The sequence below is a fragment of the Cellulomonas sp. P2_B4 genome (genome assembly GCF_056404795.1).
Genome location: NZ_JBFUDI010000001.1, coordinates 369,936 through 393,529, shown reverse-complemented (window position 1 = coordinate 393,529; position 23,594 = coordinate 369,936). Strand labels below are relative to the sequence as shown.

Genomic DNA, 23,594 nt, shown 5'->3' with positions numbered 1-23,594 from the left:
GGTAGCGTCGGCTCGCCATGGCACGCAGACCCGGACGACCCCGCGCGAGCGGCGATCCCGACGGCGAGCGCGACACTCGTCGGGACGTGCTCGACGCCGCCGCGGCCCTGTTCTGCACCGTCGGATTCACGTCGACGAGCACCCGGGCGATCGCCGATGCCGCCGGGGTGCGGCAGGCTTCGATCTACCACCACTTCGCCGGCAAGGACGCGATCCTGCTGGAGCTCCTGCTGGGCACCGTCCGCCCGTCGCTCGACCTGGCCGACGCCCTCGCCGCCGGTACCGAGCCCGCTCCCGCCCGGCTCTGGGCGCTGGCGCACGCCGACGTCGGGCTGCTCAGCGCCGGCCCGGTGAACCTCGGGGTCCTCTACGTCCTGCCCGAGGTGGCCGGGGACCAGTTCACGGAGTTCCACGCGCTGCGGTCGCGGCTGCGGGCCCGGTACAGCGAGCTGGCAGACGCGGCGGCGGACCAGGCCGTGGGCGACGCACCCGACCGCGGGGAGCTCGTGCTGGGGCTGGTCGAGTCGGTGATCCTGCGCCGCCGGGACACCCCCGACCTCGACGTCGCCGCCGTGCAGGACGCGGTCGCCGACGGCGTCCTGCGGCTGGTCGGCTGCACGCCGGCCGAGGTCGCGCGGGCCCGCGCGCTGCCGGTCGCCCTCAACGTCTGAGCCGCCGCCCGTCCCGCGCGTCCCGCACGCCCTCGCGCGTGCGGGCGTCACGCGAGTGCTGCAGCCGCCGAATTAACACAAGCGTTTCGTGCCCGCAGCGGATCTGACACAGCCCGGGTGGTCAATGAACCTGTCGGCCGACAGAAACTCCGGCCGGAGTCCATGCCCCGACCTGCTGGCCCCGCCTGCGGACCCGTGTCCGCGGCCTTCCTCCCGGAGCCCTCATGATCATCACCGGAGTCGGTCTCACCGTCCTGGCCGTCGTCATCGTCGGGATCGTCGTCGCCCGCAAGGTCGACGGCGACAGCGCCAACTACCTCGTCGCCGGACGCCGCCTGGGCGTCCCGCTCGTCGCGGCCTCCCTCATGGCCGCCGCCGTCGACTCGAACGCCACCGTGGGGAACACCGACCTCTCGGCGTCCTTCGGCTTCTGGGCGGGCGCGTCCCTCGCGCTCGGCCTGGCCATCTGCCTCTTCCTCACCGGCCTGTTCCTGGCCAAGCCGATGAACCGCATGAAGCTGTTCACGCTGGCCGACTTCTACCGGCTCCGGTACGGGCGCGGCGTCGAGGTGGCGTCGTCGATCTTCATGATCTTCGCGTTCGCCATCCTCATGGCCGGCAACCTGGTGGCCTGCGGGTTCCTGCTCGAACGGTTCCTCGGCATCGACTACACCGTCGGCGTGCTGATCGCGGTCGCCCTCGTGCTCGTCTACACGATCGGCGGCGGCATGTTCTCCGACGCCTACACGGCCGCCATCCAGATCGTCATCACGATCGTCGCGACGGCCTCGCTCGTCATCTGGTTCGGCGCGACGTACGGCTTCCAGGTGGCCGACGGGATGGGCCCGTTCGACCTGGAGCAGCTGACGCAGACCAGCGCCGGCGCCCCGATCAACTGGGCGACGCTCGTCGCGCTCGGCATCGGCGACATCGTCGCCATCGACTTCATGCAGCGCATCTTCGCGGCCCGCAACCCCGAGACGGCCCGCAAGTCCTGCTTCACCGGTGCGGCCGGTACCGCGATCATCGGCATCGCCTTCGCCATGGTCGCGCTGTCCGCGTCGTCCGTGCTGGGCCTGACCACCGACGCCGGACCGATCCTGTTCCAGCTCCTCGACGACTACGCGCCCTCCGGCCTGACGATCCTCGTCCTGTCGGGCATCGTCGCAGCCTCCTTCTCGACCGCCTCCGGAGCGATCCTGGCCACCTCGGCGGTGGCGGTGCGCAACATCTTCGGAGTCCGCCGCGTGGTGTCGGTCAAGGAGGAGGGCGTCCGCGACCCCCTGCTGCTGTGGACCCGGGTCGCGATGATCCCGATCGTGCTGCTCGGCATCGCGATCGCGCTCAAGGTCGCGCAGACCGGCATCCTGCTCACCCTCGCGTTCGACCTCATGCTCGCCGGGCTGCTGGTGCCGTTCATCCTCGGGCTGTTCTGGAAGCGCGGAGGCACCCGCGCGGCCGTCGCGGCCATGGTGCTCGGCATCGGCGTCCGCCTGGTGCTGTTCGTCCTGACGCCGACGATCTACGGCGTGCCCAACGACGTCTGGTACATCGAGAACACGTGGATCGACCCGTCGTTCGACGGCTGGCCGACGTTCTGGGCGTTCGGTGCGTCGCTGCTCGCCTACCTGGCCGCCGCCGCGATCTGGCCGCGCACCGTGAGCGAGGAGGCCTGGTCGATCGCCGACGGCATGCCCGACGAGACGATCCCCGAGCCCGTCGGCGCCGAGCCCGAGCCCGCCGTCTGACAGCCCCGAGCCGCCCGGTCCCCGCCTCGGGGGCCGGGCGGACGGCATCGGCGCGACTCCGTGAGGGCCGTTGGACACGTGCCCGAACCGTCCAGCAGATAGCGTCTGGACATGGCGAAGAAATCTCACAAGAAGAAGTCCGGGAAGATTCCCAACGACGTCTACGAGGCCGAGCTCTTCCGCCTTCAGGCCGAGCTCGTGAAGGTCCAGCAGTGGGCCAAGGCCACCGGGGCGCGGGTCGTCGTGATCTTCGAGGGACGAGACGCGGCCGGCAAGGGCGGCACCATCAAGCGGATCACCGAGTACCTCAGCCCCCGCGTCGCGCGCATCGCAGCGCTGCCCTCGCCGACGGAGCGTGACAAGACCCAGTGGTACTACCAGCGCTACGTGGCGCACCTGCCCGCGGCGGGCGAGATCGTCCTGTTCGACCGCTCCTGGTACAACCGCGCGGGCGTCGAGAAGGTCATGGGCTTCTGCACGCCGCAGGAGTACAGCCGGTTCATGCGCCAGACGCCGATCTTCGAGCAGATGCTCATCGAGGACGGCATCCTGCTGCGCAAGTACTGGTTCTCCGTGTCGGACACGGAGCAGCTCAGGCGGTTCCGCTCGCGGCTGAGCGACCCCTTGCGGCAGTGGAAGCTGAGCCCGATGGACCTGGAGTCGATCAGCCGCTGGGAGGAGTACTCGCGCGCCAAGGACGAGATGCTCGTGCACACCGACGTGCCGGCCAGCCCCTGGAACATCATCGAGTCGGACATCAAGAAGCACGCCCGGCTCAACATGATCAGCCACCTGCTCTCGACCATCCCCTACACCGACGTCCCCCACGAGAAGGTCGTCCTGCCCGACAGGCCGCCCGCCTCGACCGGCTACGTCCGCCCGCCGCGGGAGCTGTCGTCGTACGTCCCGGACCACGCCACCGCACTCCTGCGGGGCGACCCCGAGAAGGACTTCTGACGCTCAGCGTGAACGCCGTTGCGAAGGGGTCGTCGACCTGCAAGTTTGGTGCGCATGTCGGCGACCTCCACTAGTCCAGGGCCGTCGCTGCGGGTCTCGCTACCCGGCCTGCAGCCGACCGTCAAGGACTTCCTCACCAACGAGGCCGGCAGCGCCGTCTACCTGCTGGCGGCGACGATCGTCGCGCTGGTCTGGGCGAACTCGCCCTGGTCCGACGCCTACGAGTCGCTGTGGCACACGATGGCGGGCTTCCACATCGGCACCTGGGGGGTCGAGCTCGACCTGCACGGCTGGGTCAACGACGCGGCCATGGCGATCTTCTTCGCCGTCGTCGGGCTCGAGATCAGCCGCGAGGCGACCACGGGGGACCTGCGCGACAAGCGGACCGTCGCCGTTCCCGCCCTCGGCGCCCTCGGCGGGCTGCTCGTCCCGGTCCTGATCTACCTGGCGTTCAACGGCGGCACCGACGCGGCCCACGGCTGGGGCGTCGTGATGTCGACCGACACCGCGTTCCTCGTCGGCATCCTCGCCCTGTTCGGGCCCAAGTGCCCGGATCGGTTGCGGCTCTTCCTGCTCACGCTCGCGATCGTCGACGACATCGGCGCGATCACCGTCATGTCGATCTTCTACACCTCCGACATCGACGGCATGGCGCTGGCCCTGTCCGCCGCGATCGTGCTCGGCATCGTGGTCATGCGGTGGCTCAAGGTGTGGCAGCTCGCGCCCTACGCCGTCGCGGGCATCGCCCTGTGGTTCGCGGTCCAGGCGTCCGGTGTGCACGCGACCCTGGCCGGCGTGATCATCGGGCTGCTGGTGCCCGCGCGGCCCGCCGACCGCGAGGTCGTCGAGGAGGTCGCCGAGTACGGTCGCGACCTGATCGACACCCCGACGGCCGACCGCGAGCACGCCGCCGAGCTCGCGGCGCGGGCGGCGGTCCCGACGAGCGACCGGCTGCAGCGCATCCTGCACCCCTGGTCCGCGTTCGTCGTCGTGCCGCTGTTCGGGCTGGCCAACGCCGGCATCGTGCTGAACGCCGACACGATCGAGGCCGCCGCGCACTCCCGGCTGGCCATCGGCGTCGCCGTCGCGCTCGTGCTCGGCAACGCGATCGGCATCACCGGTGCCTCGACGATCGCGCTGAAGTTCGGCCTGGGCGAGCTGCCGGGTCGCGTGCGCTGGGGCCACCTGCTCGGGGGCGCGGTGCTGGCCGGCATCGGCTTCACGATCTCGCTGTTCATCGCCGAGCTGGCCTTCGACGACCCGGCGATGCTCGACGACGCGAAGATCGGCATCCTGGCCGGGTCGCTGACCGCCGCGGTGCTGGGCTCGATCCTGCTGCGGTGGCTCGGCGAGAAGCTGCCGCTCTGCTCCCCCGCCGGCGACGGTCCCCCGCCCGCGCTCCCACCGCTCCCGTGGACGGCCCCGGTGACGTAGGCCGCGGAGCTACGTAGGAAGCGTCGCGACGAAGGACGCGTAGCGGTCGAGGATGTGCGTCCAGTCCCGGAACCGCGCCCGATCGGAGGCGTTCTCCTCGGTCCAGCCGCCGTGCTCGAACTCGAACCGGGTGCCGCCCTCGTCGAGCGGGACGAACTGCGCGGTGATCCGGCTCGGGTGATCCGTGCCCGGACCGATCGCGATGGTGTGCACGACGATCGCGCCGGGGGCGATCGCGAGGACGTGACCCCAGACGACGTCGCCCAGAGAGGCGTCGGCGATGTACACGCGACCGCCGACGCGCGGCTCGATCGTCATCCCGCGGTAGTCGTCGACGCTCGGGGAGTAGGTGGGGTCCCACCAGTCGCCGATGTGCTCGACGTAGGCGTCGAAGGCCTCGCGCGGGGTGACCGGCAGGACGTACTCGTGGCGGATCGGCGAGGTGTCCATCGGTCGATGGTGCCGGTCGTCCGCGGACCGGTCCAGACGAAACGGCGGAGTGTGACCGGCGTCCTCAGCTGATCGGGTCCTCGGACCCGTACGGCGTCAGGCTCAGGGTGCGCGCGTCTGTGGCGAGGATCTGCGCGGTCGCCGCCTCGAGCGACTCGAGCGTGTCCGTCCCCGCCCGCACGAACCGGCCCGACAACGCGTCGAGCTCGCCGTCGCCGAACGCGCGCACCAGGTCCGCGACCGCCTCGACCGGCGTCCAGTCCGTCCGCCCGGCGTGCATGGGCATGCCCGTGGTCATCTGCGTCTCGACGTGGCCGGGCGCCAGGTCGATCACGCGCAGGCCGCGGTCGCGGTACTGCGCGTCGAGCTGGGTGGTGAACCGCGCGAGCGCGCCCTTGCTGATCGCGTAGCCGGTGTACTCGGTCATCGCGCGGTGCCCGGCGCCCGAGTTGAGGTTCACCACGTGCCCGCTGCCGCGCGCGAGCATCCCCGGCAGCACGGCGTGCGTGACCAGGAGCGGGCCGCGCACGTTCGCCTCGATCACGCGCCAGGAGTCCTCGACGTCGTCGTCGACGAAGTCGGTGGCGCCGCGCTCGATCACGCCCGCGTTGTTGACCAGCAGCCCGATGCCGCCCAGCTCGTCCTCGACCCGCGCGACCGCGTCGTCGACCTCGGTCGGGTCGATCAGGTCGGCCGCTGCCACGAACGCCGAACCACCGATCTCGTCGGCCACCGCATCGAGCGACGATCGGGTCCGCCCGACCAGGCCGACCCGGTAGCCCGCCGACGCGAGCCCGATCGCGATCCCCCGGCCGATCCCCCGCCCGGCCCCCGTGACCATCGCCGTCCGCAGCACGCTCATGCCGCGTCCACCGCCTCCCGCAGCCGCTCCAGCGTGACCTTGCCGCGGAAGTAGACGCCGTCGACATAGATCGCCGGCGTCCCCCGCACGCCCAGCTCGATGCCCGCGGTGTAGTCCTGCTGCACCGCGAGCGCGAGCGCCTGGGCCCGGTCGCCGACGACCTCGGCGGGGTCGATGCCCAGCGCAGCGGCCGCCCGCTGGAGGTCCCGCTCGCCCAGCCGGGACTGGTCGACCAGCAGCGCGTCGTGCATCTCCCAGAACTTGCCGTGCTTGCCGGCCGCCTCGGCCGCGAGCGCCGCCGACAGCGCGTACGGGTGCACCTCGAACAGCGGGAAGTGCCGCCAGACCAGCCGCACCCGCCCGTCGGACGTGTCGACGAGCTCCTTGAGCGGACCCGCCGCCGCGCGGCAGTAGGGGCACTCGAGGTCCCCGAACTCGAGGATCGTGACCGGGGCGTCGGGGCGGCCGTACACGTGCCGCTCGGCGGGGAACTCGTCAGCCATGGGTCGAGGATGCCTCACAGACGACGGATCGGCCTGACTCGGAGCAGCTCGAGCTCACCACTCCACTCCCGAGTTCTCGACCACCCGCGTGAGACCTGCGGTGTCGTCGACCGCGTGCCAAGCCTCGTAGACGGCCTCGAGCGCGTCCTGGTCGAGCGCGAACGCCACCGCGCTCGCCGCTCGCGCGCGAGCGAACGCGATCGCGTGGTCACGGCCGGCGGCACGCCCTGCGTCGACGTCGTCCTGCAGCTCGAACGACTGCTGGTCCAGGACCCCTGCCACGCGGCGGACGTGGTCGAGCGCCGCGGCGTCGGCCGCGCCCGACCCGACTGTCGAGACGAGCACCGGATCCTCGACCCCGGCATCCACCACGGCGCGTCGGGCCGCGGCCAGGGCGATCCGTCGTTGCTCGTCGGGCGTCGCCGCACGAATGAGGTCGACGAGCCCGGGCGCGACGGTGTCGAGCCGGGCGAACTCGCGCTCGGCCGTCACCGGCGCGGGCGCAGGGGCTCGCTCGACGTCCCGGCGCCGGCGGCGATGCCCGCGACCGCGTCGCGCAGGGTGGCGAGGGCGGACCACTGCGGTCGGAAGTCGAGCTCGCGGGCGGCGCGGGAGGTGTCGAGCAGCGGAGCGGCGAGCGCCAGGTCCAGCCAGGCCGGCCCGACGGGAGCGGTGCGGGCGTGCCAGGCGAGGGCCAGTCGGCGGCGGGCCTGTGCGGGCGCGATCTCGCGCAGACGCCCGCGCGCGACGACGTCCGCGACGTCCTGCCCGCGCAGCACGCCCGGGCCGGCCACGTTGACGGGGCCCTGCACGCGGCGGACCACGGCCTCACGAAACGCGGTGGCAGCGTCGGTCGCGTGCACCACCTGGAACCGCAGGCCGGTCGGCCAGGTCAGCGTGGCGAGGTGGCCGGCCAGCGCGCGCTTGGGCACCCACGGGCCCAGGGTGGAGCGCGCGAGCTGGTTCCCGGCGTCGTGCTGGAGGACGAGCGGGAGCCGCAGGCGGGCGACCGGCAGGTCCGTGACCTCGTCGAGGAGCCGCTCCACCTCGACCTTGTGGGCGCTGTACGACGAGGTCGGCACGCCGTCGGTGGGCCAGCCCTCGGCCCGCGGCACGTCGTCCGGGCCGGGCGAGTAGGCACCGACGGACGAGGCGACGACGAGCTGGCCGACACCCGCGCGACGGGCAGCTGCCACGACGTTGCGCGTGCCGTCGACGTTCACCGCGTGCAGCTTCTTGCGGTCGTGCGACGGCTGCGCGGCCCAGGCGAGGTGGATCACCGAGTCGGCGCCCGCGAACGCGGCGGCGAGCTCGCCGACCGAGGACGGGTCGGCGACGTCGCACGAGACCCACCGGGCGACGTCGTACGGGGCGTCCGAGGGGGCGCGGCGCGCGACCGCGACGACCGAGGTGACGGTCGCGTCGGCCGCGAACCTGCGCAGCACGGCGGTGCCGACGTTCCCGCTCGCACCCACGACGACGACCCGCATGGGACGACCCTTCCAGGTCAGCGGCCGTCGCGCAGCGTCAGCACCCCGTCAGAACAGCAGATCGGGCACGCCCTGCTCGAGGTCCAGCAGGAACCGCTTGCGGTCCAGACCGGCGGCGAACCCCGTCAGGGAGCCGTTCGCGCCGATGACACGGTGGCACGGGACGACGATCGCGATCCGGTTGCGCCCGTTGGCGGCGCCGACGGCGCGCGACGAGGTGCGCGGGTCGAGGCCGACGGACTCGGCGAGCTCGCCGTAGGACCAGGTCTGCCCGTAGGGGATCTTCAGCAGCCCCTCCCAGACCCGCACCTGGAAGTCCGTGCCCAGCAGCGCCAGCGGGAGGTCGAACGTCGTCCGCGCACCCGAGAAGTACTCCTCGAGCTGCGTGCGGGCCTCGTCGAAACCCTCGTCGTCGCGCTGGCCGAACGGCCCCTGGACCTCGGAGTACTTGGAGCTGGGCATCAGGAGCGCGCTCAACCGACCGTCGTGCGCGACGAGCGTGGTCGGGCCGAGCGGCGTCGGCACCACCGTGTGCGTCACCACCGCATCCGCAACCACCAGACGTTCCACGTCGACAAGCATGGTGCCCATCCTGGTCCCTCCCTCCGACACGCCCGTCGCGCGCCCTCGGGTGGAAGACGCGCGACGAGCCCGGAACGTGAGGTCAGTCGGTCGAGCGCAGCAGGGTCCGCACCCCGACGACGAGCCCGACGACGGCGGTCAGCACCGCCGCGATCCAGCCCCACCCGACCACCGAGGCGGTCAGGTCACCGGCGAACAGGGACCGCTCGGCCTCGACCACCCAGCGCAGCGGGTCGAACGCCGAGGCCACCTTCATCCACTGCGGCCCGGACTCGATCGGCAGCAGCATCCCCGACAGGATCAGCAGCGGGAACAGCACGGTCTGCTGGACGACCCAGAACATCCACTCCTGCTTGCGCACCGCGATGGCCAGCGCGTAGCTGAGCGACCCGAGCCCGATGCCGAGCACCGCGAGCATCGCCAGGCCCACGACGGCACCCAGCGGGTCGGCGCGGAAGCCGAACGGGAGCATCACCAGGATGACGATGAGTGCCTGCGCCACGAGCGGCACCATCTCCTTGAGCGAGCGCCCGACCAGCTGCGACGAACGCGACAGCGGCGTGACCAGGAGCCGCTCGTGAGCGCCGGTCTGCATGTCCACCTGCAGGTTGGAGCCCGTGATCGACGTGCCGAACAGGGTGGTCATCACGAGGATCGCCGGCACGAACCACTGCCAGACGTCGGCGGACGGCAGGTCGGTCGACCCCGCGAGCAGCGGACCGAACAGGGCCAGGAACACCAGCGGCTGGACCAGGCCGAAGACGACGGAGAACGGCTCGCGGACCACAGGCCGCAGCTCGCGGGTCATGACGAGCCAGACGTCCGAGAACCAGGAACGGCGCGCCTGGGTCGGGGCGGCCAGGGTCGGGGTGTCGAGTGTCAGCGTGCTCATGCTGCGTCCTGCCCTTCGGTCTCGTCGGAGGTAGAGGGCCCCTCGTCGCGCAACGAGCGACCGGTCAGGGCCAGGAACACGTCGTCGAGCGTCGGCCGAACCGCCAGCGCCTCGAGCAGAGGAGCGCCGGCCTGCGAGGCGGCGATCACCAGCTCCGGGATCGCGGTCCCGGCATCGGCCACGCGCGCCTCGACCCGCGACCCGTCCACGGTCACGTCGCGCGCCCCGGGGAAGCGGTCGAGCAGCCCCGCGACGACGGACGCAGACCCGGTCGTCGTGAGCACCACCCGGTCACCGGCCAGCGTGCGCTTGAGCCCGTCGGCGGTGTCGTCGGCGATGACCTGGCCGTGGTCCACCACGACCACCCGCTCGGCCATCGTGTCGGCCTCGTCGAGGTAGTGCGTGGTGAGCATGATCGTCATCGTGTGCTCGGCACGCAGGCGCAGGATGTGGTCCCAGAGGTTGGCGCGGTTCTGCGGGTCGAGGCCCGTGCTCGGCTCGTCGAGGAACAGCAGCTGGGGCGCGTGCACGAGCCCGAGCGCCACGTCGAGCCGGCGCCGCTGCCCGCCGGACAGCTCGCTGACCTTGCGGGTCGCGTGCGCGGACAGGTCCAGGGCCTCGACCAGCTCGTTCGCCCGGCGCCGGGCCGAGACGCGGTCGAGGCCGTAGATCAGGCCCTGCGAGTACAGCTCGTCGACGCCGCGCTGGGTGTGCCCTGCGCCGTTGCCCTGGCCGACGTAGCCGATGTGCCGACGGACGGTCGCGGCGTCCTGCACCACGTCGACGCCCGCCACGGTGGCCGTGCCGGAGGTGGGCCGGACCAGCGTGGTGAGCATCCGCATGGTCGTCGTCTTGCCGGCACCGTTCGGGCCGAGCACCGCGACGAGCTCGCCGGGTGCGATGTCGAGGTCGATCCCGCGCACGGCGTGCACGGTCTGCGACTTGCTGACCTCGAAATCCTTGGTCAGTCCTCGGGTCTGGATCATGGGCTCTTCCTCTCGGGAGGGGTACGACACGACTCTCTCGGAGATAGAGGTCAGATCCTGTCCGCTACTGCGTGCCATCCTGAGGTCATGTCCACGCCGTCGTCGCGACTCCTCTCGCTCCTGTCGCTGCTCCAGACGCGCCGCGACTGGCCCGGCGACGTGCTCGCCGACCGGCTCGGCGTCAGCCCGCGCACCGTGCGCCGCGACGTCGACCGGCTGCGCGACCTGGGCTACCCCGTGCACGCCGCCAAGGGCCCCGACGGCGGCTACCGGCTCGAGCCCGGCACGCACATGCCGCCCCTCCTGCTCGACGACGAGCAGGCCGTCGCGCTCGTCGTCGCGCTGCAGACCGCGTCGACGGGGGTCGACGGTGTCGACGAGGCCGCCGTCCGGGCCCTGGCCACGCTGCGCCAGGTGATGCCCGCCCGGCTGCGGTCGGCCGCGGAGGCCCTGCAGGTCACGGCCGTGACCCGGGCGCCGGCGCGAGAGCGACCGTCGGTCGACGCCGAGACGCTCATGGTCGTCGGCGGCGCGGTCCGGGCGCGCGAGGTGCTGCGGTTCGACTACGCGGGCGGCACGGCGAACGCGCTGGGCATCCCCCGCCGGGCCGAGGCGCACCACCTGGTCACGTGGGGCGGGCGCTGGTACCTCGTCGGCTACGACCTGGAGCGCGACGACTGGCGCACGTTCCGTGTCGACCGGATGACCCCGAAGACGCCGTCGGGTCCGCGGTACGCACCGCGGGACCTGCCGGAAGCCGACGTCGCGACGTTCGTCGCGGAGCGGTTCCGGTCGATCTCGCCGTGGGAGTCGTCGATCCGCGGCGAGGCCCTCATCGACCGGCCGGCCGACGAGATCGTCCGGTGGGCGGGCCGGGACGGCCTGGTCGAGGCGCTGCCCGACGGCCGCAGCCGGGTCGTGCTGTCGTCGTGGTCGTGGGACGGCCTCGCCGCGCAGATGGCCATGTTCGGGGCGCCGCTGCAGGTCGTCGGCCCGACCGAGCTGGTCGACGCCATGCGCCGGCTCGCCGACCGCGTCACTGCGGCGGTCGCGTGACCTCCAGCGCAGGACGGCGCGGGTCGTCGACGTGCACGACGAGGTCCGCGACGGCCGACGGCAGCATCTCCTCGTCGTAGCGCGCGAACGCCGGCAGGGTCCACCGCTCGTCGGCGGGCGTCCGGCGTTCCAGGGACGCCGCACGCAGCGTCAGGTGCACCGCGAGCTCGTGCTCGAGCCAGCGGCCGAGCAGCAGGCTCCCGTCGAGCACCAGCACCGCACCGTCGGGCGCCTCCGCGTACGGTTCGCGGGTGGCTCGGTCCGCCTCGGCGTCCCAGAGCGTCGGCAGGTAGCGGCCCTCGTCGGCGAACCGGTCGAGCACCTCGCGGCCCAGTGCGTTGAGGTCGAGCCGGTCCTCCAGGTACGCATCGGGCTCGTACCGGCCGAACTCCCAGCGCAGGGACGCGGGCCGCAGGAAGTCGTCGGCGTGCACGCGCGCCACGGACCGTCCGGCGGCGCGCAGCGGCCCGACCAGGGCGTCGGCGAGCGCGGCCGGCTCGGTGGGCGGTGCGCCGTCGACGATCACGCGGACCCGTCCGGCACCCGCGGCGAGCACGGCCACGACCACCCGTTCGACGAGGACGTCGAGCGAGACCGGTTCGATGCTCACGCGTTCGATCGACCCTCGCCGTGCTCCTCGGCCGCCTGCTCGCGCTCCTCGATCACGTCCTTGCCCGGCCCGGAGAACTGCCGCGACCGCTCGAGCCCCTCGATGCTCCCGGTGAACAGGCGCGCGTCGTTGTTGCCGGTCGTGATCGTCATCGTGTCGTCGGCGGTGCCGTTGTCGGAGTCGTTCCCGGCCCACCGGCCCGGCGGCGGCAGCACCGGGGTCGGCCGGGAAGCGGCCTCCTCGCGACGAGCGCGCCGGGTCTCGCTCGCGACGGGCGCCGCGCCCTCGAACCGCGTCCGCGGCATGGCCTGCGGCGCCACGTCCTGCAGCCAGGCGAGCAGCCCCTCGCGCACGTAGCAGCGCAGGTCGAACAGGGTCGGGGCGTCGACGGCGCTGGCCAGGGCGCGGACCCGCACGTACCCGTTGACCGCGTCGGTCACCTGCAGCACGCCGACGCGCCGGTCCCAGAGGTCGGTGTGCTCGAGCAGGCGCACCAGCTCGGCGCGCATCGGCTCCACCGGCACCTCCCAGTCGAGGTCGAGCTCGACGGTGCCCAGGAGGTCGGCCGCCCGCCGGGTCCAGTTCTCGAAGGGGGTCGTCGTGAAGTACGTGGACGGCAGGATCAACCGACGGTCGTCCCAGATGTGCACCACGACGTAGGTGAGCGTGATCTCCTCGATCCGGCCCCACTGGGCGTCGACGACGACCACGTCGTCCACCCGGATCGCGTCCGTGAACGCCAGCTGGACGCCGGCGAACACGTTGGCCAGTGAGCTCTGCGCGGCCAGGCCGGCGACGATCGAGATGAGGCCCGCAGAGGCGAGCAGGCTCGCGCCGAGCGCGCGGGCCGGCGGGAACGTGAGCAGGATGCCCGCGATCGCGCACACCACGAGGATCGCGACCGTGATCCGGCGCAGCACCTGCACCTGCGTGCGGACGCGGCGGGCGTGCCGGTTGTCCGCGACGTCGATGCGGTACTTCTGGACTGCGGCATCCTCGACGACGAACGCGAGGCTCCCGATCAGCCACGTCACGGTGATGATCAGGGCGATGAGCAGCACGTGCTCGACCTGCACCGTCCAGTCCGCCGGATCGGTGCTGAGCCGCAGCGCGACCCAGATGGCGATCACCAGCAGCACGGCCCGCAGCGGCCGGCGCGACCGGCGGCTCAGGTCCGCGGCGAGCGGGGACTTGCGCGCGACCCGGCCCACGAGCACCGCGACAAGGGTCGCCAGGACGTAGGCGACGACGATCGCGGCGAGGATCGAGAGAACCGGGACGGCCACGCCCTGGACGTCGTGGGCGACGCCGTCGTCGGTGGTGGTGGCGGGGAGCACGTTGAGCAGGGGCACGCGCCTCAGCGTAGGCAGATGCGGCGCAGACCTCATCTTTCGGGTCCCGGACGTAGAGGGGCCCCGTCCCCTGCTTCGGAGACGGGGCCCACCGGAGAGGCGTCTCGCCGGCACGAGGCTTGGCGCACTCCCTGAACCCTGGAAGGGCGGTCCGGCTCTCGCCGTGACCCTCTGCAACGCGGTTCAGACCTTCGACCAGCCGATCACCCCAGGTTCGTGAGGAGGTCGGCTGCGACGATTCTCACCCTCCCACAGAACTGCCGCAAGCGGACCATGAATCCTCCTCGAAAACGCAAAGTAGCGTGGGTGTCCGTGAGCACCACCGTGACCGTCCGACGCCCGTTCGACCCTGCGCCCGCCCTCGCTTCGCTCGTCGCGCACGCCGTTCCCGGGGTCGAGGTGGTCGCCGACGGCACGGTCCGGCGGCTCGTGGTCCTCGACGGCCAGAGTTCGGTCGTCGAGGCCCACCTGGCGGTGGACTGCGTCACCCTGCACGCCTCGGCGGGTTCGACGGCCGCGCTCGAGCGCCTGGCGGGCCGGTGGTTCGGGCTCGCCGACGACCTCGGGCTCGTCGTGGACGCCCTCGCCGACGACCCGGTCCTGGGACCGCTCGTGGCCGCGCGGCCGGCGCTGCGCATCCTCGGGCATCCCGACGGGTTCGAGGCCGCGGTCACCACGGTCCTCGGGCAGCAGGTCTCGCTCGGCGCCGCACGCACGTTCGGGGGCAGGCTCGCGGCCGCCTACGGGACGCCGGGGCCTGCCGGGCTCCTCGCGTACCCGTCGGCACCCGAGCTCGCGGCCGTCGACCCGGTCGAGCTGCAGGGGGTCGTCCGGATCACCCACTCGCGCGCCCGGACGCTGCACGCGCTCGCGGTCGCGTGCGCTGACGGCCTCTCGCTGGAGCCGGGCGCGCAGGACGAGGCCGATGTCCGGGCGCGCCTGCTGGCCCTGCCCGGGATCGGTCCGTGGACCGTCGACTACCTCGCCCTGCGCGTGCTCGGCGACCGCGACGCGATGCCGGTCGGCGACCTGGTGCTGCGGCGCGCCCTGGGGGTCGCCGACGCACGCGCGGTCGCCGACGCCGCGCAGCGCTGGCGTCCGTGGCGCGCGTTCGCCGCGGTCCACCTGTGGACCAGCAGTGCGTACGCGGTGTAACCCTCACTGCCGTACGCCGTTCGTGCAGGTCGGACGCGCGTCCAGCATCTGAAGCGCCACGGCGCGGTCACGATCAGGCCACTTCGGGGGGTCGGCGGTCACGATTGACACCGCACCGAACCATGACGATTGCGACTCCCCTACGTTCGCGCCATGAAGCCCACGACGAGTCACCGAAGCCGATCCACCGCCCACCGCGGCGCCGTCCTCGCAACCGGCGTCGTCCTGTCCCTGAGCGCCCTGCTCGCCGGCTGCAGCGCCGGCGAGACGAGCGGCAGCACCGACGGCTCCGTGCAGGACGCAGTCGGCGGGGACCCCGCCGGCCCGGTCGAGGCGGCGCCCCCAGCCGACGTCGGCACCGACTCCGGCACCGACGCGACGGCCACGAACGTCGACGACGGACGCCAGGTCATCCAGACCGGCGACATCGCGATGACCGTGGACGAGCCGCAGGACGCCGCCCAGGCGATCGTCACGCTCACCGACGAGCAGGGCGGGCGCACCGACAGCCGCACCGAGAAGGCGGCGACCGAGGACAGCGTGGCCACCGCCGAGCTCACGATCCGGATCCCGTCCACGTCGGTGAACGGGATCGTCGTCGAGCTGCGCAAGCTCGGCACGGTCGACACGATCGAGCTGGGCACCGAGGACGTGACGAGCGCAGCCGAGGACCTCGACGCGCGCATCGCCGGTCTGGAGCTGTCCGTCGCCCGCATGTCCGACCTGCTCAGCAAGGCCCAGTCCAACGCCGAGATCGTCCAGGCGGAGGCGGCGCTGACCGAGCGGCAGACGGAGCTCGAGCAGCTCAAGAGCCAGCGGGCGCGGCTGGCCGAGCAGGTCTCCCTCTCGACGCTGACCATCTCGCTGCACGGCCCCGCGGTCGCGCCTCCGCCCGTCGAGGAGGAGGTCGTCGCGGAACCGGGACCGGACTCGTTCCTCGACGGCCTGTCCGCCGGTTGGGGCTCGTTCGTCGAGGTCCTCGGGGGCATCGCGATCGTGCTCGGGGTCCTGCTGCCGTGGCTCGTCGCCGGTGGCCTGATCACCTGGGGCGCCGTCGTCCTCTACCGGCGCTACCAGCGGCGCCACCCGCAGCCGGAGCCCGGCCCGATCGAGCACGAGCGGATCCCGGTCGGCGTCGGTGCGGGTCAGCCGCCGCAGGCGCCGCCCGCGCACAACCCGTACGAGTAGGGGGAAGCAGGCAGCAGCAGCAGCGGCGGGCGGGGCGCCACGGCGCTCAGCCCGCCGCGGCCACGGCTCGACGCACCGCCTCCACCGACCGGGCGACGTCCTCCTCGTCGGTCGACCAGTTGCTCACCGACACCCGCACGATGTCGCGGCCCTGCCAGTGCGACCCGGACATCCAGGTGCCGCCGTCGGCGATCAACGCCTCCCCCACCCGTCGGGTCCGCTCGTCGGAACCGAACGCGACGCTGACCTGCGTGAACACCACGTCGTTGACGATCTCGACTCCCTCGATCGTGGCCAGCCCGTCGGCGATCTGCCGGGCCCGCAGGACCAGCCGGTCGACCAGGTCCTCGACCCCCGACCGCCCGAGCGACCGCAGCGTCGCCCACACCGGCACCCCGCGCGCCCGTCGCGACAGCTCGGGCACCTTGTCGTGCGGGTCGCCCTCGCCCGCGAACGCCGCGAAGTACTCGGCCTGCATGCCGAAGGCGCGCCGCAGGGGCTCACGCCGGGCGACGACGGCGACGCCGCAGTCGTAGGGCACGTTGAGCGTCTTGTGCGCGTCCGTGGCCCAGGAGTCGGCGCCCGCGAGCCCGTCGGTCAGGTGCCGCAGGCGCGGCGACGCGGCCGCCCAGAGACCGAACGCGCCGTCGACGTGCACCCAGGCGCCGTGCGCGTGGGCGACCTCGATCGCCTCGGCCATCGGGTCGAACGCCCCGGAGTGCAGGTTGCCCGCCTGCAGGCACACGATCGTCGGACCGTCGCCTGCGGCCAAGGCCTCGGCGAGCGCGTCGACCACGAGACGCCCCTGGGCGTCGGCCGCCACGGTCTGCGGCACGCCCAGTCCGAGGTAGCGCAACGCCAGGTCCAGCGTGCCGTGCCGTTCCTCGCCGACGATCACCCGCACGCGTGGCCCGCCCGCCAGCCCGTCCCGGTTCAGGTCCCAGCCGGCCTCGGAGAGCACGTGCTGGCGCGCGGCGGCCAGCCCGGTGAAGTTCGCCATCGTCGCGCCGGTCACGAACCCCACGTCCGCGGTGGCCGGCAGCCCGAGCAGGTCGAGCAGCCACGTCGCCGCCGCGTCCTCGACGGCCACGGTGCCCGGCGTCGCGTACCGCATCGCGGTGTTCTGGTCCCAGGCGCTCGTGAGCCAGTCGGCAGCGAGCGCGGCCGGGTGCGAGCCGCCGATCACCCACCCGAAGAACCGCCCCGACGGCATGCCCATCAGCCCGGGCTCGATCTGCGCGGCCAGCTCGTCGACGACGATCGCCGGGTCGGTGGGACCGTCGGGGAGCGGGCCGCCGAACGCGAGGTTGCGCTCCCTGGGGTGCACGGGCCGGTCGTGCAGCGAGGTGATCCACTCGCGGGTGTGCTCCGTCGCGCGCTCGAGCGCCGGCTCGAACTGCGGCCACCGTGCCGTCATGCCCCCACCCTGCCACCACGAACGACTGACGCCCACCAGCCGCATTCGTCCGGGTGCGTCCTGCTGCGGTGCCGATTTGTCCGCCCGCGGGTCACTCCAACGGCCCGAGCGCCCCGTCTGTCACAGCGCATAGCGTCGGTGTGACGACTGGACGCCCACGACGACGCGAGGAGGTGGACGTGAACCAGGTGGCCAAGAACCCGCAGTGGCGGGACGCCGAGCACTTCGCCGAGCGTCACGCCCGCACGGTCCTGGCGTTCGTCGACGTCCGCGTGAACTTCGACCCCCAGACCCAGCCGGACAACGCGATCGACCTGATCGGCTACGACTTCTCGGGCCGGGTCGAGCACGGGCGCAGCCCGGTCGAGCGGGCGGAGATCGAGCGCCTGCGGTCCGCAGCGGGGTCGACCGTCGCCGTCTTCTACTCGCGGTCGGGGTTCGCCAAGGTCGCGATCCTCTACGCCGAGGAGCACCACGTCGCCCTGTTCGGGTACACCGACTCCGGGTACGCGTCCCCGATGAACCAGTGCGCCACCGACCTCGTGCTCAAGGCCCAGGCCGAGAGCACCCGGCAGGTGCGGACCGCCAGCGAGATCGTGTCGCGGCACGCCACCGCGGCCCGGCAGGAGGCCGAGCGGCGCGAGCGCGCGGCCCTCGCCGACGCGCTGCGCGCCGAGAGCGAGGCCCGGGAGGCTGCCGAGCGGCAGCGGATCAACCGCGCGCGGCACGAGACCCTGCTCGGCCGGACCGTCGCGCTGCTCCTGCTGATCCAGGTCCGGCCCGGCGCGCTGCGGGAGACGGTCGAGCACCTGGCCCAGTCGACGATCGTCAGCGCGGTCGCGGTCGCGGCGGGTCAGATGTCGCTCAGCGAGCGGCCGCACGCGATCGCGCTGGTCCGTGCCCTGTTCGACGACGCCGCGGCCGCCCTCGAGGTCATGACGCCGGCCACGTCGCGCGACACCACGAACTACTGGGCGTCCAAGCAGGCGATCGAGCGGGGTCTCGACGCCCTCGACGCCGCCGACGGTCTGGGCAGCGTGGGCCACGTGGGGCCCGACGACGTGTCGGCCCAGCTGCGGCAGGCCGAGCGCTGCTGGCGGGCGGTGGCCGACGAGCTCGAGCGCCGCGTGCCGGCCCCGACGCACAACGGCGTGCCGGAACCCCGCCGCGCGCGGCACCTGACCACCACCCGCTGAGCGCTCACCCCAGGGTGAACGACACGGGCTCCCCGCTCGCGGAGTCCGGCGCGATCCACAGCGCGAACGCGCCCGGGTCCACCCGGAAGCGGCCGTCGGGGCCGTAGTAGCCGAGCGCGTCCGCGTCGATCGTGAACCGGACCGTCTGCGAGGCCCCCGGTGCCAGCTCGACGACCGCCCAGTCGACGAGCTCCTTGACCGGTCGCGTGACGGCGGCGACCTCGTCGCGCACGTAGACCTGCACGACCTCGGTGCACGTCCGGTCGCCGGTGTTGGTCACGACGACCGACGCGACGACCGACGACCCCGCCGACACGGTGACGTCCGCGTACTCGACCTGGCCGTAGGTGAGCCCGAACCCGAACGGGTACAGCGGCGAGGAGAGGCTGTCCTGGTAGCGACCGGTCGCCCGGTCCTGCGCCGGCTCGATGGGCCGGCCCGTCGAGCGGTGGTTGTAGACGAGCGGCTGCTGGCCGGTCGACCGCGGCAGCGTGATCGGGAGGCGCCCCCGCGGACCGGCCGCGCCGAAGAGCACGTCGGCGATCGCGTTCCCGCCCTCCGAGCCCGGGTGCCACGCGTACAGGACCGCGTCGGCGTGCTCGGCGAGCCACGGCACCGCGAGCGCGCGTCCGCCGAGCACGACGACGACGAGCCGGACGCCGACCGCCTTGATCGCCTGCAGCGTCTCCAGCTGGCCGACCGGCAGGTCGAGCGTGGTGACCGAGTTGGCCTCGCCCGAGCGCACCGGGTGCTCGCCGACGAAGGCGACGACCGTCGAGACCTCGCGGGCGGCGGCCAGCACCTGGTCGCTGTGCGTCCACGGCACCGACCGGGCGCCCGACCCCGTGTGCGGCGCCAGCCCGGCGGCGATCGTCACCACCTCGTCCGCGCGGCCGTCGAGCGTCCAGGTCCCGAACAGCGCGTCGGTGGCGTCGAGCAGCGGTCCCGTGAACAGGACGGCCTCCTCCGAGCCCGCCGTCAGCGGGAGGATCCCGTCGTTCTTCAGCAGCACGAGCGATGACGCCGCGGTCTGCCGCGCGGCGGCGCGGTGCTCGTCGGAACCCGCGACCTGCGCCTCGCGACCCTCGTCGGTGTACGGGTGCTCGAAGACTCCGCAGCGGAACTTCAGCGTGAGCACCCGGCGCACGGCGTCGTCGAGGAGGTCCGTCGGGACCACGCCGTCAGACACCAGCTGCTCGAGGTGCGCGGCGTAGGACCCCGACACCATGTCCATGTCGACGCCCGCCTCGAGGCCCTGGCGCGCGGCGTCGGCGGCGTCCGCGGCGACCCGGTGCTGCACGATCTCGCCGACGCCGTCCCAGTCGCTGACGACCGCGCCGTCGAACCCCCACTCGTCCTTGAGGATCTCGCGCAGGTACCGCTTGTTCGCGTGCACCGGGACTCCGTCGATGTCGTTGAAGCTCGACATCACCGTGGCGACGCCGGCGCGCACGCACTCGTGGAACGGACGCAGCTGGAGGTTGCGCAGGCTGGTCTCCCCCGCGGTCACCGAGCCGTAGTCGCGCCCGCCCTCGGCCAGGCCGTAGCCGACGAAGTGCTTCGCGCAGGCCGCGATCGCGTCGGGCGCCGACAGGTCGTCCGTCTGCAGGCCACGCACCATCGCCGCCGCGAGCCGGCCCGCGAGGACCGGGTCCTCCCCCAGGCTCTCCGCGACCCGGCCCCAGCGGTGGTCGCCGGTGATGTCCATCATGGGCGTGAAGGTCCAGCCGATCCCGACCGCGCTCGCCTCCACGGCGGCCAGCCGGGCGCCGTGCTGGACCAGCCCGGCGTCCCAGGTCGCGGCCTGCCCGAGCGGGATGGGGAACACGGTCCGGTGCCCGTGGATCACGTCGCGGGCCAGGAGCAGCGGGATGCCCAGCCGGGACTCCTCGACCGCGAGGCGCTGCACGTCGTTGACCGCGCGCACCGCGACGCCCTCGTCGCGGATGTTGCCCGCGGTCGCGCCGCTGGCCGACAGCGACGTTCCGATCCGCCCGGCGCGCAGGTCGTCGGCGTCGTCCACCGCGCTGATGTTGGCGGGCTGGTGCAGCTGCCCCACCTTCTCTGCGAGGGTCATCCGGGCGAGCAGCAGCTCGGCGCGTTCCGCAGCGGTGCGGGTGGCGTCCAGCCAGGCCTTGTCCATCGGAAGCGTTCCCTCTCGTCGGCGAGGGCATCACCCTATTCGGCCGCGATACCCGGCCGACGCAGGCGGGGTGCGAGAATCAGGGTGCAACGACGCGCCCCTCGACCCGAACCCTGGAGCCTTGCGTTGGCCGTCGACCTGAGCACCCGCCCCGCCGCGACACCCGCGGTGCGCTTCGTGCTCCCCCGGCGCACGCTCGGCTGGCTGGTCGCCGCCGGCGCCGGCATCGTCGCGTTCGTCGTCCGCTGGATCGTGTGCGGCGGCGGTCCTGGGGTCCGCGGGTACCACGGGTACGACGACGGCGTGTACTTCGCGTCCGCGGTCGCGCTCGTGCACGGCGAGCTGCCCTACCGCGACTTCCTCTTCCTGCACCCACCCGGCATCACGCTCGCGCTGACCCCGTTCGCCGCGCTGACGCACCTGGTGAGCGACTCGGACGCCCTGGTCGCGGCACGGGTCGGCTTCATGATGGTCGGCGCCGTGAGCGCGGTCCTGGTCACCCGGATCGCCTGGCGGTGGGGCACCGCCGCCGCGGTCGTCGGCGGGCTGCTCTACGCCGTCGCCGCCCCGGCCGCCTACGCCGACCGGCTCACGCTGCTCGAGCCTCTGGGCACCGTCACCCTGCTCGGCGGCGTGCTGCTGCTCCTGCGCTCGGCCGACGTCGGCGCGCGCACCTGGTGGACGTGGGCCGGCGGCGCGGTGCTGGGGCTGGGCGTGGTCGTGAAGATCTGGGACGTCGTGCCCGTGCTCGTCGTGCTGCTCTGGCAGCTCGTGGTGCGCGGCTGGCGACCAGCCCTGCGCGCGACGCTCGCGGCCGGCGCCGCCGTCGTCGTCGCGATCCTGCCCTTCGTGCTGACGGGCGGCTCGCAGATGTTCCGCTACGTCGTGCTCGACCAGCTGGGTCGCCCGCGGGACGGGCGGCCGACCACCGACCGGCTGCTGGGCATGACGGGCGTGAACGTCACCAACCTGACGCTCGACGAGTCGCACCGCCACCTGCTCCTGGTCTTCGCCTGCACGGCCGTCGTCGCGGCGGCGGTCCTCGCCTGGCGCGGCCGCCGCGGTCGCCTGTGGGTCGTCATGCTCGCCGCCCAGGGCGCCGTGCTGCTGCTGTCGCCGTCGTACCTGCCGCACTACGCCGCCTACACGGCGCCGGCGCTCGTGCTCGTCGTCGCGGCGGGTGTCGCCGCGCTCCCCGACCGCACGCGCGTCCCCATCGCCGTGCTGGGCTGTGTCTCGCTCGGTCTGACGATGGGCGCCTTCCGGGAGTCGCCGCTCGTCGACTTTCCGGCCGCGCAGATGTCCGCCCAGCTGCCCGCGGGCTGCGTGCAGGCGGACGCGCCCACGGCGCTCGCGCTCCTCGACGTGCTCTCGCGCAACCTCGACCAGGGCTGCGACGTCGCCGTCGACCTGTCGGGCCAGACGTTCGACGCGGGCCACACCGACGAGACCGGCTCACCCGTGGAGCGGATCGACAACGCGCAGTGGCAGCGCGACGCCCGCGAGTACCTCATGTCCGGGCAGGCGATGGTCCTGGCGCGCACACGCGGGAACTACTTCGACACCGAGACGCTCGACGCCCTGGACCGGTGGCCCACGGTGGTCGACTCGCGCGGGATCCAGCTGCGGCTGCCCCCGGGCTGAGGCCGGTCAGGTCGTGAAGACCGTTCCCAGGACCACGAGGTTCGAGAACGTCACGACGAGCTTCACGGCGCCGACGCTCGCCACCGCGAGCCAGATGAACCACGTGTAGCGGGACGTCGGCCGGTTGGCCAGGACGAGGAAGACGAGCACCAGCGGGATGGTCACGACCAGCATGAACACGGGGACCGAGCCGACGAACGCCTGACCGGCTGCCGACACGGGGTTCCCCTCGTGGATGCCCTCGATGTGCGGGAGCGTCGAGGTCGTCAGGGCGTCGCCGATCGCCCCCAGCATGGCCAGGACCGCGACCGCGCGGCACCAGCTGCTCCGACGCCACGCCGGCAGGGTGCCCTCGAACCAGTCCACGGAGTCCGCGAGCTGGTCGGAGATCGTGGCCGGTGCGGGCTGCTGGGACCGGTCGGCGGTGGCCGTCGTCGCGGAGCCGGACGTCAGCACGCTCATCGGAGGCTCACCTGCGCCTCCGTCGCCAACCTGCCTCTGTCCCGCTGCACAGTGACGACTATCGACTGGGTGTTAGCACCTGTGAGCGGAACGCGTGGCCGTTCACCCGTCCGTGCAGGGGCGCCGACCCACGATGATCACCGAACCTCGTCAGCCGGCTGCGCCGTACCTGAGCCCGTCGAGCAGGAGACGCAGCACCCGTCGCGTCCTCTCGGGGTCCTGGGCATCCGCGGTCGCCGAGCAGACCCCGCTCACCGCGCGCAGCACGTCCATCGTCTCGACGTCGGTGCGGACGACACCGGCGTCCTGGGCGGTGACGAGGAGCACGTCGCCCGCCGCCTTGAGCCGCGCATGGACGTCGGCGAAGATCGCCGAGGCGTCGTCGCCGAGCGCGCCGCGAAGCGCTGTCGCGAGGCCCTTCTTCCGGCCGACATATGTCACGAAGCCGAGGATCCAGGCTTCCAGCGCCTCACCGGGCGGGAGCGTGGCGGCGAGGCGTGGCGCCTCGGAGCACAGCTCGTCGACGCTGCGCCGGTAGACCTGCTCGATGAGCACCGTCCGGTTGGGGAAGTGCCGGTAGAGGGTGCCGACCCCGACGCCCGCGCGGCGGGCGACCTCCTCGAGCGAGGCGTCGGTGCCCTCGTCGCCGAACAGCTCGGCGGCCGCCTCCAGGATCTTGTCGCGGTTGCGCGCGGCGTCCACGCGCAGGGGCCGCACCGCGGCGTCCGGCTGGGCCGTCGGCTCGGTCGCCGTACCGGACTGCCCCACGGTTCCACCCCTGTTCGCATGTTCGTCG

General features: G+C 73.0%; 23 protein-coding genes. 9 read left to right on the top strand and 14 right to left on the bottom strand.

Annotated features, from left to right (window positions below; all coding sequences use genetic code 11):
- Positions 1 to 17: 17 nt before the first annotated feature.
- The 4 genes from AC1DZC_RS01910 to nhaA all read left to right on the top strand — a co-directional run bounded on the left by AC1DZC_RS01910 (position 18) and on the right by nhaA (position 4,810).
- Positions 18 to 671 (top strand): TetR/AcrR family transcriptional regulator, encoded by a 654-nt coding sequence (locus AC1DZC_RS01910; protein ID WP_477038216.1) that lies wholly within the window; start codon positions 18 to 20, stop codon positions 669 to 671.
- A gap of 224 nt (positions 672 to 895) precedes the next feature.
- Positions 896 to 2,419, top strand: coding sequence for a high affinity choline transporter 1 (locus AC1DZC_RS01905; protein WP_477038215.1), 1,524 nt, complete (start codon positions 896 to 898; stop codon positions 2,417 to 2,419).
- A 111-nt stretch (positions 2,420 to 2,530) separates the two neighbouring features.
- On the top strand, positions 2,531 to 3,376 hold the full coding sequence (gene ppk2, locus AC1DZC_RS01900; RefSeq protein ID WP_477038214.1) for a polyphosphate kinase 2: 846 nt from the start codon (positions 2,531 to 2,533) through the stop codon (positions 3,374 to 3,376).
- A gap of 54 nt (positions 3,377 to 3,430) precedes the next feature.
- A complete protein-coding gene (nhaA, locus tag AC1DZC_RS01895; protein WP_477038213.1) occupies positions 3,431 to 4,810 on the top strand; it encodes a Na+/H+ antiporter NhaA in 1,380 nt (459 codons plus the stop codon).
- Between the two features lie 9 nt (positions 4,811 to 4,819).
- Here nhaA and AC1DZC_RS01890 read toward each other — a convergent pair whose 3' ends face one another.
- From AC1DZC_RS01890 to AC1DZC_RS01855, 8 genes are all read right to left on the bottom strand, one after another.
- Positions 4,820 to 5,260 carry an SRPBCC domain-containing protein gene (locus AC1DZC_RS01890; protein WP_477042029.1) on the bottom strand — a complete coding sequence of 147 codons (441 nt, stop codon included), beginning with the start codon at positions 5,258 to 5,260 and terminating at the stop codon, positions 4,820 to 4,822.
- 64 nt (positions 5,261 to 5,324) lie between these two features.
- Positions 5,325 to 6,122 carry an SDR family NAD(P)-dependent oxidoreductase gene (locus AC1DZC_RS01885; RefSeq protein ID WP_477038211.1) on the bottom strand — a complete coding sequence of 266 codons (798 nt, stop codon included), beginning with the start codon at positions 6,120 to 6,122 and terminating at the stop codon, positions 5,325 to 5,327.
- Positions 6,119 to 6,625, bottom strand: coding sequence for a DsbA family protein (locus AC1DZC_RS01880; RefSeq protein ID WP_477038210.1), 507 nt, complete (start codon positions 6,623 to 6,625; stop codon positions 6,119 to 6,121). Before AC1DZC_RS01880 ends, AC1DZC_RS01885 begins: the two co-directional genes overlap by 4 nt.
- A 54-nt stretch (positions 6,626 to 6,679) precedes the next feature.
- Positions 6,680 to 7,117: a hypothetical protein gene (locus AC1DZC_RS01875; protein WP_477042028.1), complete on the bottom strand. Its 438-nt coding sequence runs from the start codon at positions 7,115 to 7,117 to the stop codon at positions 6,680 to 6,682.
- Complete coding sequence (locus AC1DZC_RS01870) at positions 7,114 to 8,115, bottom strand: NAD-dependent epimerase/dehydratase family protein (protein WP_477042027.1); 1,002 nt, start codon at positions 8,113 to 8,115, stop codon at positions 7,114 to 7,116. Before AC1DZC_RS01870 ends, AC1DZC_RS01875 begins: the two co-directional genes overlap by 4 nt.
- A 48-nt stretch (positions 8,116 to 8,163) precedes the next feature.
- Positions 8,164 to 8,697: a methylated-DNA--[protein]-cysteine S-methyltransferase gene (locus tag AC1DZC_RS01865; protein ID WP_477042026.1), complete on the bottom strand. Its 534-nt coding sequence runs from the start codon at positions 8,695 to 8,697 to the stop codon at positions 8,164 to 8,166.
- Between the two features lie 82 nt (positions 8,698 to 8,779).
- A complete protein-coding gene (locus AC1DZC_RS01860; protein ID WP_477038206.1) occupies positions 8,780 to 9,589 on the bottom strand; it encodes an ABC transporter permease in 810 nt (269 codons plus the stop codon).
- Positions 9,586 to 10,575 (bottom strand): ATP-binding cassette domain-containing protein, encoded by a 990-nt coding sequence (locus AC1DZC_RS01855; protein WP_477038205.1) that lies wholly within the window; start codon positions 10,573 to 10,575, stop codon positions 9,586 to 9,588. The genes AC1DZC_RS01860 and AC1DZC_RS01855 overlap by 4 nt, the downstream gene beginning before the upstream one ends.
- An 87-nt stretch (positions 10,576 to 10,662) precedes the next feature.
- Between AC1DZC_RS01855 and AC1DZC_RS01850 the strand changes: the two genes are divergently transcribed.
- Positions 10,663 to 11,631, top strand: coding sequence for a helix-turn-helix transcriptional regulator (locus tag AC1DZC_RS01850; RefSeq protein ID WP_477038204.1), 969 nt, complete (start codon positions 10,663 to 10,665; stop codon positions 11,629 to 11,631).
- Here AC1DZC_RS01850 and AC1DZC_RS01845 read toward each other — a convergent pair.
- Together AC1DZC_RS01845 and AC1DZC_RS01840 are read right to left on the bottom strand one after the other, a co-directional pair.
- Positions 11,612 to 12,241 carry a nucleoside/nucleotide kinase family protein gene (locus tag AC1DZC_RS01845; RefSeq protein ID WP_477038203.1) on the bottom strand — a complete coding sequence of 210 codons (630 nt, stop codon included), beginning with the start codon at positions 12,239 to 12,241 and terminating at the stop codon, positions 11,612 to 11,614. The genes AC1DZC_RS01850 and AC1DZC_RS01845 overlap by 20 nt on opposite strands.
- On the bottom strand, positions 12,238 to 13,593 hold the full coding sequence (locus AC1DZC_RS01840) for a mechanosensitive ion channel family protein (protein WP_477038202.1): 1,356 nt from the start codon (positions 13,591 to 13,593) through the stop codon (positions 12,238 to 12,240). Before AC1DZC_RS01840 ends, AC1DZC_RS01845 begins: the two co-directional genes overlap by 4 nt.
- A gap of 312 nt (positions 13,594 to 13,905) precedes the next feature.
- On the opposite strand from AC1DZC_RS01840, the gene AC1DZC_RS01835 reads away from it, so the two are divergent.
- Together AC1DZC_RS01835 and AC1DZC_RS01830 are read left to right on the top strand one after the other, a co-directional pair.
- Positions 13,906 to 14,748 (top strand): DNA-3-methyladenine glycosylase family protein, encoded by an 843-nt coding sequence (locus tag AC1DZC_RS01835; protein ID WP_477038201.1) that lies wholly within the window; start codon positions 13,906 to 13,908, stop codon positions 14,746 to 14,748.
- Positions 14,749 to 14,901: 153 nt separating this feature from the next.
- Positions 14,902 to 15,936: a DUF4349 domain-containing protein gene (locus tag AC1DZC_RS01830; RefSeq protein WP_477038200.1), complete on the top strand. Its 1,035-nt coding sequence runs from the start codon at positions 14,902 to 14,904 to the stop codon at positions 15,934 to 15,936.
- A gap of 46 nt (positions 15,937 to 15,982) precedes the next feature.
- On the opposite strand, the gene AC1DZC_RS01825 is transcribed toward AC1DZC_RS01830, so the two are convergent.
- Positions 15,983 to 17,353: a pyridoxal phosphate-dependent decarboxylase family protein gene (locus tag AC1DZC_RS01825; protein ID WP_477042025.1), complete on the bottom strand. Its 1,371-nt coding sequence runs from the start codon at positions 17,351 to 17,353 to the stop codon at positions 15,983 to 15,985.
- A 179-nt stretch (positions 17,354 to 17,532) separates the two neighbouring features.
- On the opposite strand from AC1DZC_RS01825, the gene AC1DZC_RS01820 reads away from it, so the two are divergent.
- The gene (locus AC1DZC_RS01820) at positions 17,533 to 18,549 is read left to right on the top strand and encodes a hypothetical protein (RefSeq protein WP_477042024.1); all 1,017 of its coding nucleotides are present in this window, start codon (positions 17,533 to 17,535) and stop codon (positions 18,547 to 18,549) included.
- 4 nt (positions 18,550 to 18,553) lie between these two features.
- Here the strand turns inward: AC1DZC_RS01820 and AC1DZC_RS01815 are convergent, their stop codons facing one another.
- Positions 18,554 to 20,692 carry a glycoside hydrolase family 3 N-terminal domain-containing protein gene (locus AC1DZC_RS01815; protein WP_477042023.1) on the bottom strand — a complete coding sequence of 713 codons (2,139 nt, stop codon included), beginning with the start codon at positions 20,690 to 20,692 and terminating at the stop codon, positions 18,554 to 18,556.
- 126 nt (positions 20,693 to 20,818) lie between these two features.
- Between AC1DZC_RS01815 and AC1DZC_RS01810 the strand changes: the two genes are divergently transcribed.
- On the top strand, positions 20,819 to 22,336 hold the full coding sequence (locus AC1DZC_RS01810) for a glycosyltransferase 87 family protein (protein WP_477042022.1): 1,518 nt from the start codon (positions 20,819 to 20,821) through the stop codon (positions 22,334 to 22,336).
- A 6-nt stretch (positions 22,337 to 22,342) separates the two neighbouring features.
- On the opposite strand, the gene AC1DZC_RS01805 is transcribed toward AC1DZC_RS01810, so the two are convergent.
- Complete coding sequence (locus AC1DZC_RS01805) at positions 22,343 to 22,798, bottom strand: DUF5658 family protein (protein WP_477042021.1); 456 nt, start codon at positions 22,796 to 22,798, stop codon at positions 22,343 to 22,345.
- A 150-nt stretch (positions 22,799 to 22,948) separates the two neighbouring features.
- A complete protein-coding gene (locus tag AC1DZC_RS01800) occupies positions 22,949 to 23,566 on the bottom strand; it encodes a TetR/AcrR family transcriptional regulator (protein WP_477042020.1) in 618 nt (205 codons plus the stop codon).
- Between the last annotated feature and the right edge of the window lie 28 nt (positions 23,567 to 23,594).

Coding starts and splice junctions, on each gene's coding strand:
- AC1DZC_RS01910 (WP_477038216.1), top strand. CDS start 18: ATGGCACGCAGACCCGGACGACCCCGCGCGAGCGGCGATCCCGACGGC.
- AC1DZC_RS01905 (WP_477038215.1), top strand. CDS start 896: ATGATCATCACCGGAGTCGGTCTCACCGTCCTGGCCGTCGTCATCGTC.
- ppk2 (WP_477038214.1), top strand. CDS start 2,531: ATGGCGAAGAAATCTCACAAGAAGAAGTCCGGGAAGATTCCCAACGAC.
- nhaA (WP_477038213.1), top strand. CDS start 3,431: ATGTCGGCGACCTCCACTAGTCCAGGGCCGTCGCTGCGGGTCTCGCTA.
- AC1DZC_RS01890 (WP_477042029.1), bottom strand. CDS start 5,260: ATGGACACCTCGCCGATCCGCCACGAGTACGTCCTGCCGGTCACCCCG.
- AC1DZC_RS01885 (WP_477038211.1), bottom strand. CDS start 6,122: ATGAGCGTGCTGCGGACGGCGATGGTCACGGGGGCCGGGCGGGGGATC.
- AC1DZC_RS01880 (WP_477038210.1), bottom strand. CDS start 6,625: ATGGCTGACGAGTTCCCCGCCGAGCGGCACGTGTACGGCCGCCCCGAC.
- AC1DZC_RS01870 (WP_477042027.1), bottom strand. CDS start 8,115: ATGCGGGTCGTCGTCGTGGGTGCGAGCGGGAACGTCGGCACCGCCGTG.
- AC1DZC_RS01865 (WP_477042026.1), bottom strand. CDS start 8,697: ATGCTTGTCGACGTGGAACGTCTGGTGGTTGCGGATGCGGTGGTGACG.
- AC1DZC_RS01860 (WP_477038206.1), bottom strand. CDS start 9,589: ATGAGCACGCTGACACTCGACACCCCGACCCTGGCCGCCCCGACCCAG.
- AC1DZC_RS01855 (WP_477038205.1), bottom strand. CDS start 10,575: ATGATCCAGACCCGAGGACTGACCAAGGATTTCGAGGTCAGCAAGTCG.
- AC1DZC_RS01850 (WP_477038204.1), top strand. CDS start 10,663: ATGTCCACGCCGTCGTCGCGACTCCTCTCGCTCCTGTCGCTGCTCCAG.
- AC1DZC_RS01830 (WP_477038200.1), top strand. CDS start 14,902: ATGAAGCCCACGACGAGTCACCGAAGCCGATCCACCGCCCACCGCGGC.
- AC1DZC_RS01825 (WP_477042025.1), bottom strand. CDS start 17,353: ATGACGGCACGGTGGCCGCAGTTCGAGCCGGCGCTCGAGCGCGCGACG.
- AC1DZC_RS01815 (WP_477042023.1), bottom strand. CDS start 20,692: ATGGACAAGGCCTGGCTGGACGCCACCCGCACCGCTGCGGAACGCGCC.
- AC1DZC_RS01805 (WP_477042021.1), bottom strand. CDS start 22,798: ATGAGCGTGCTGACGTCCGGCTCCGCGACGACGGCCACCGCCGACCGG.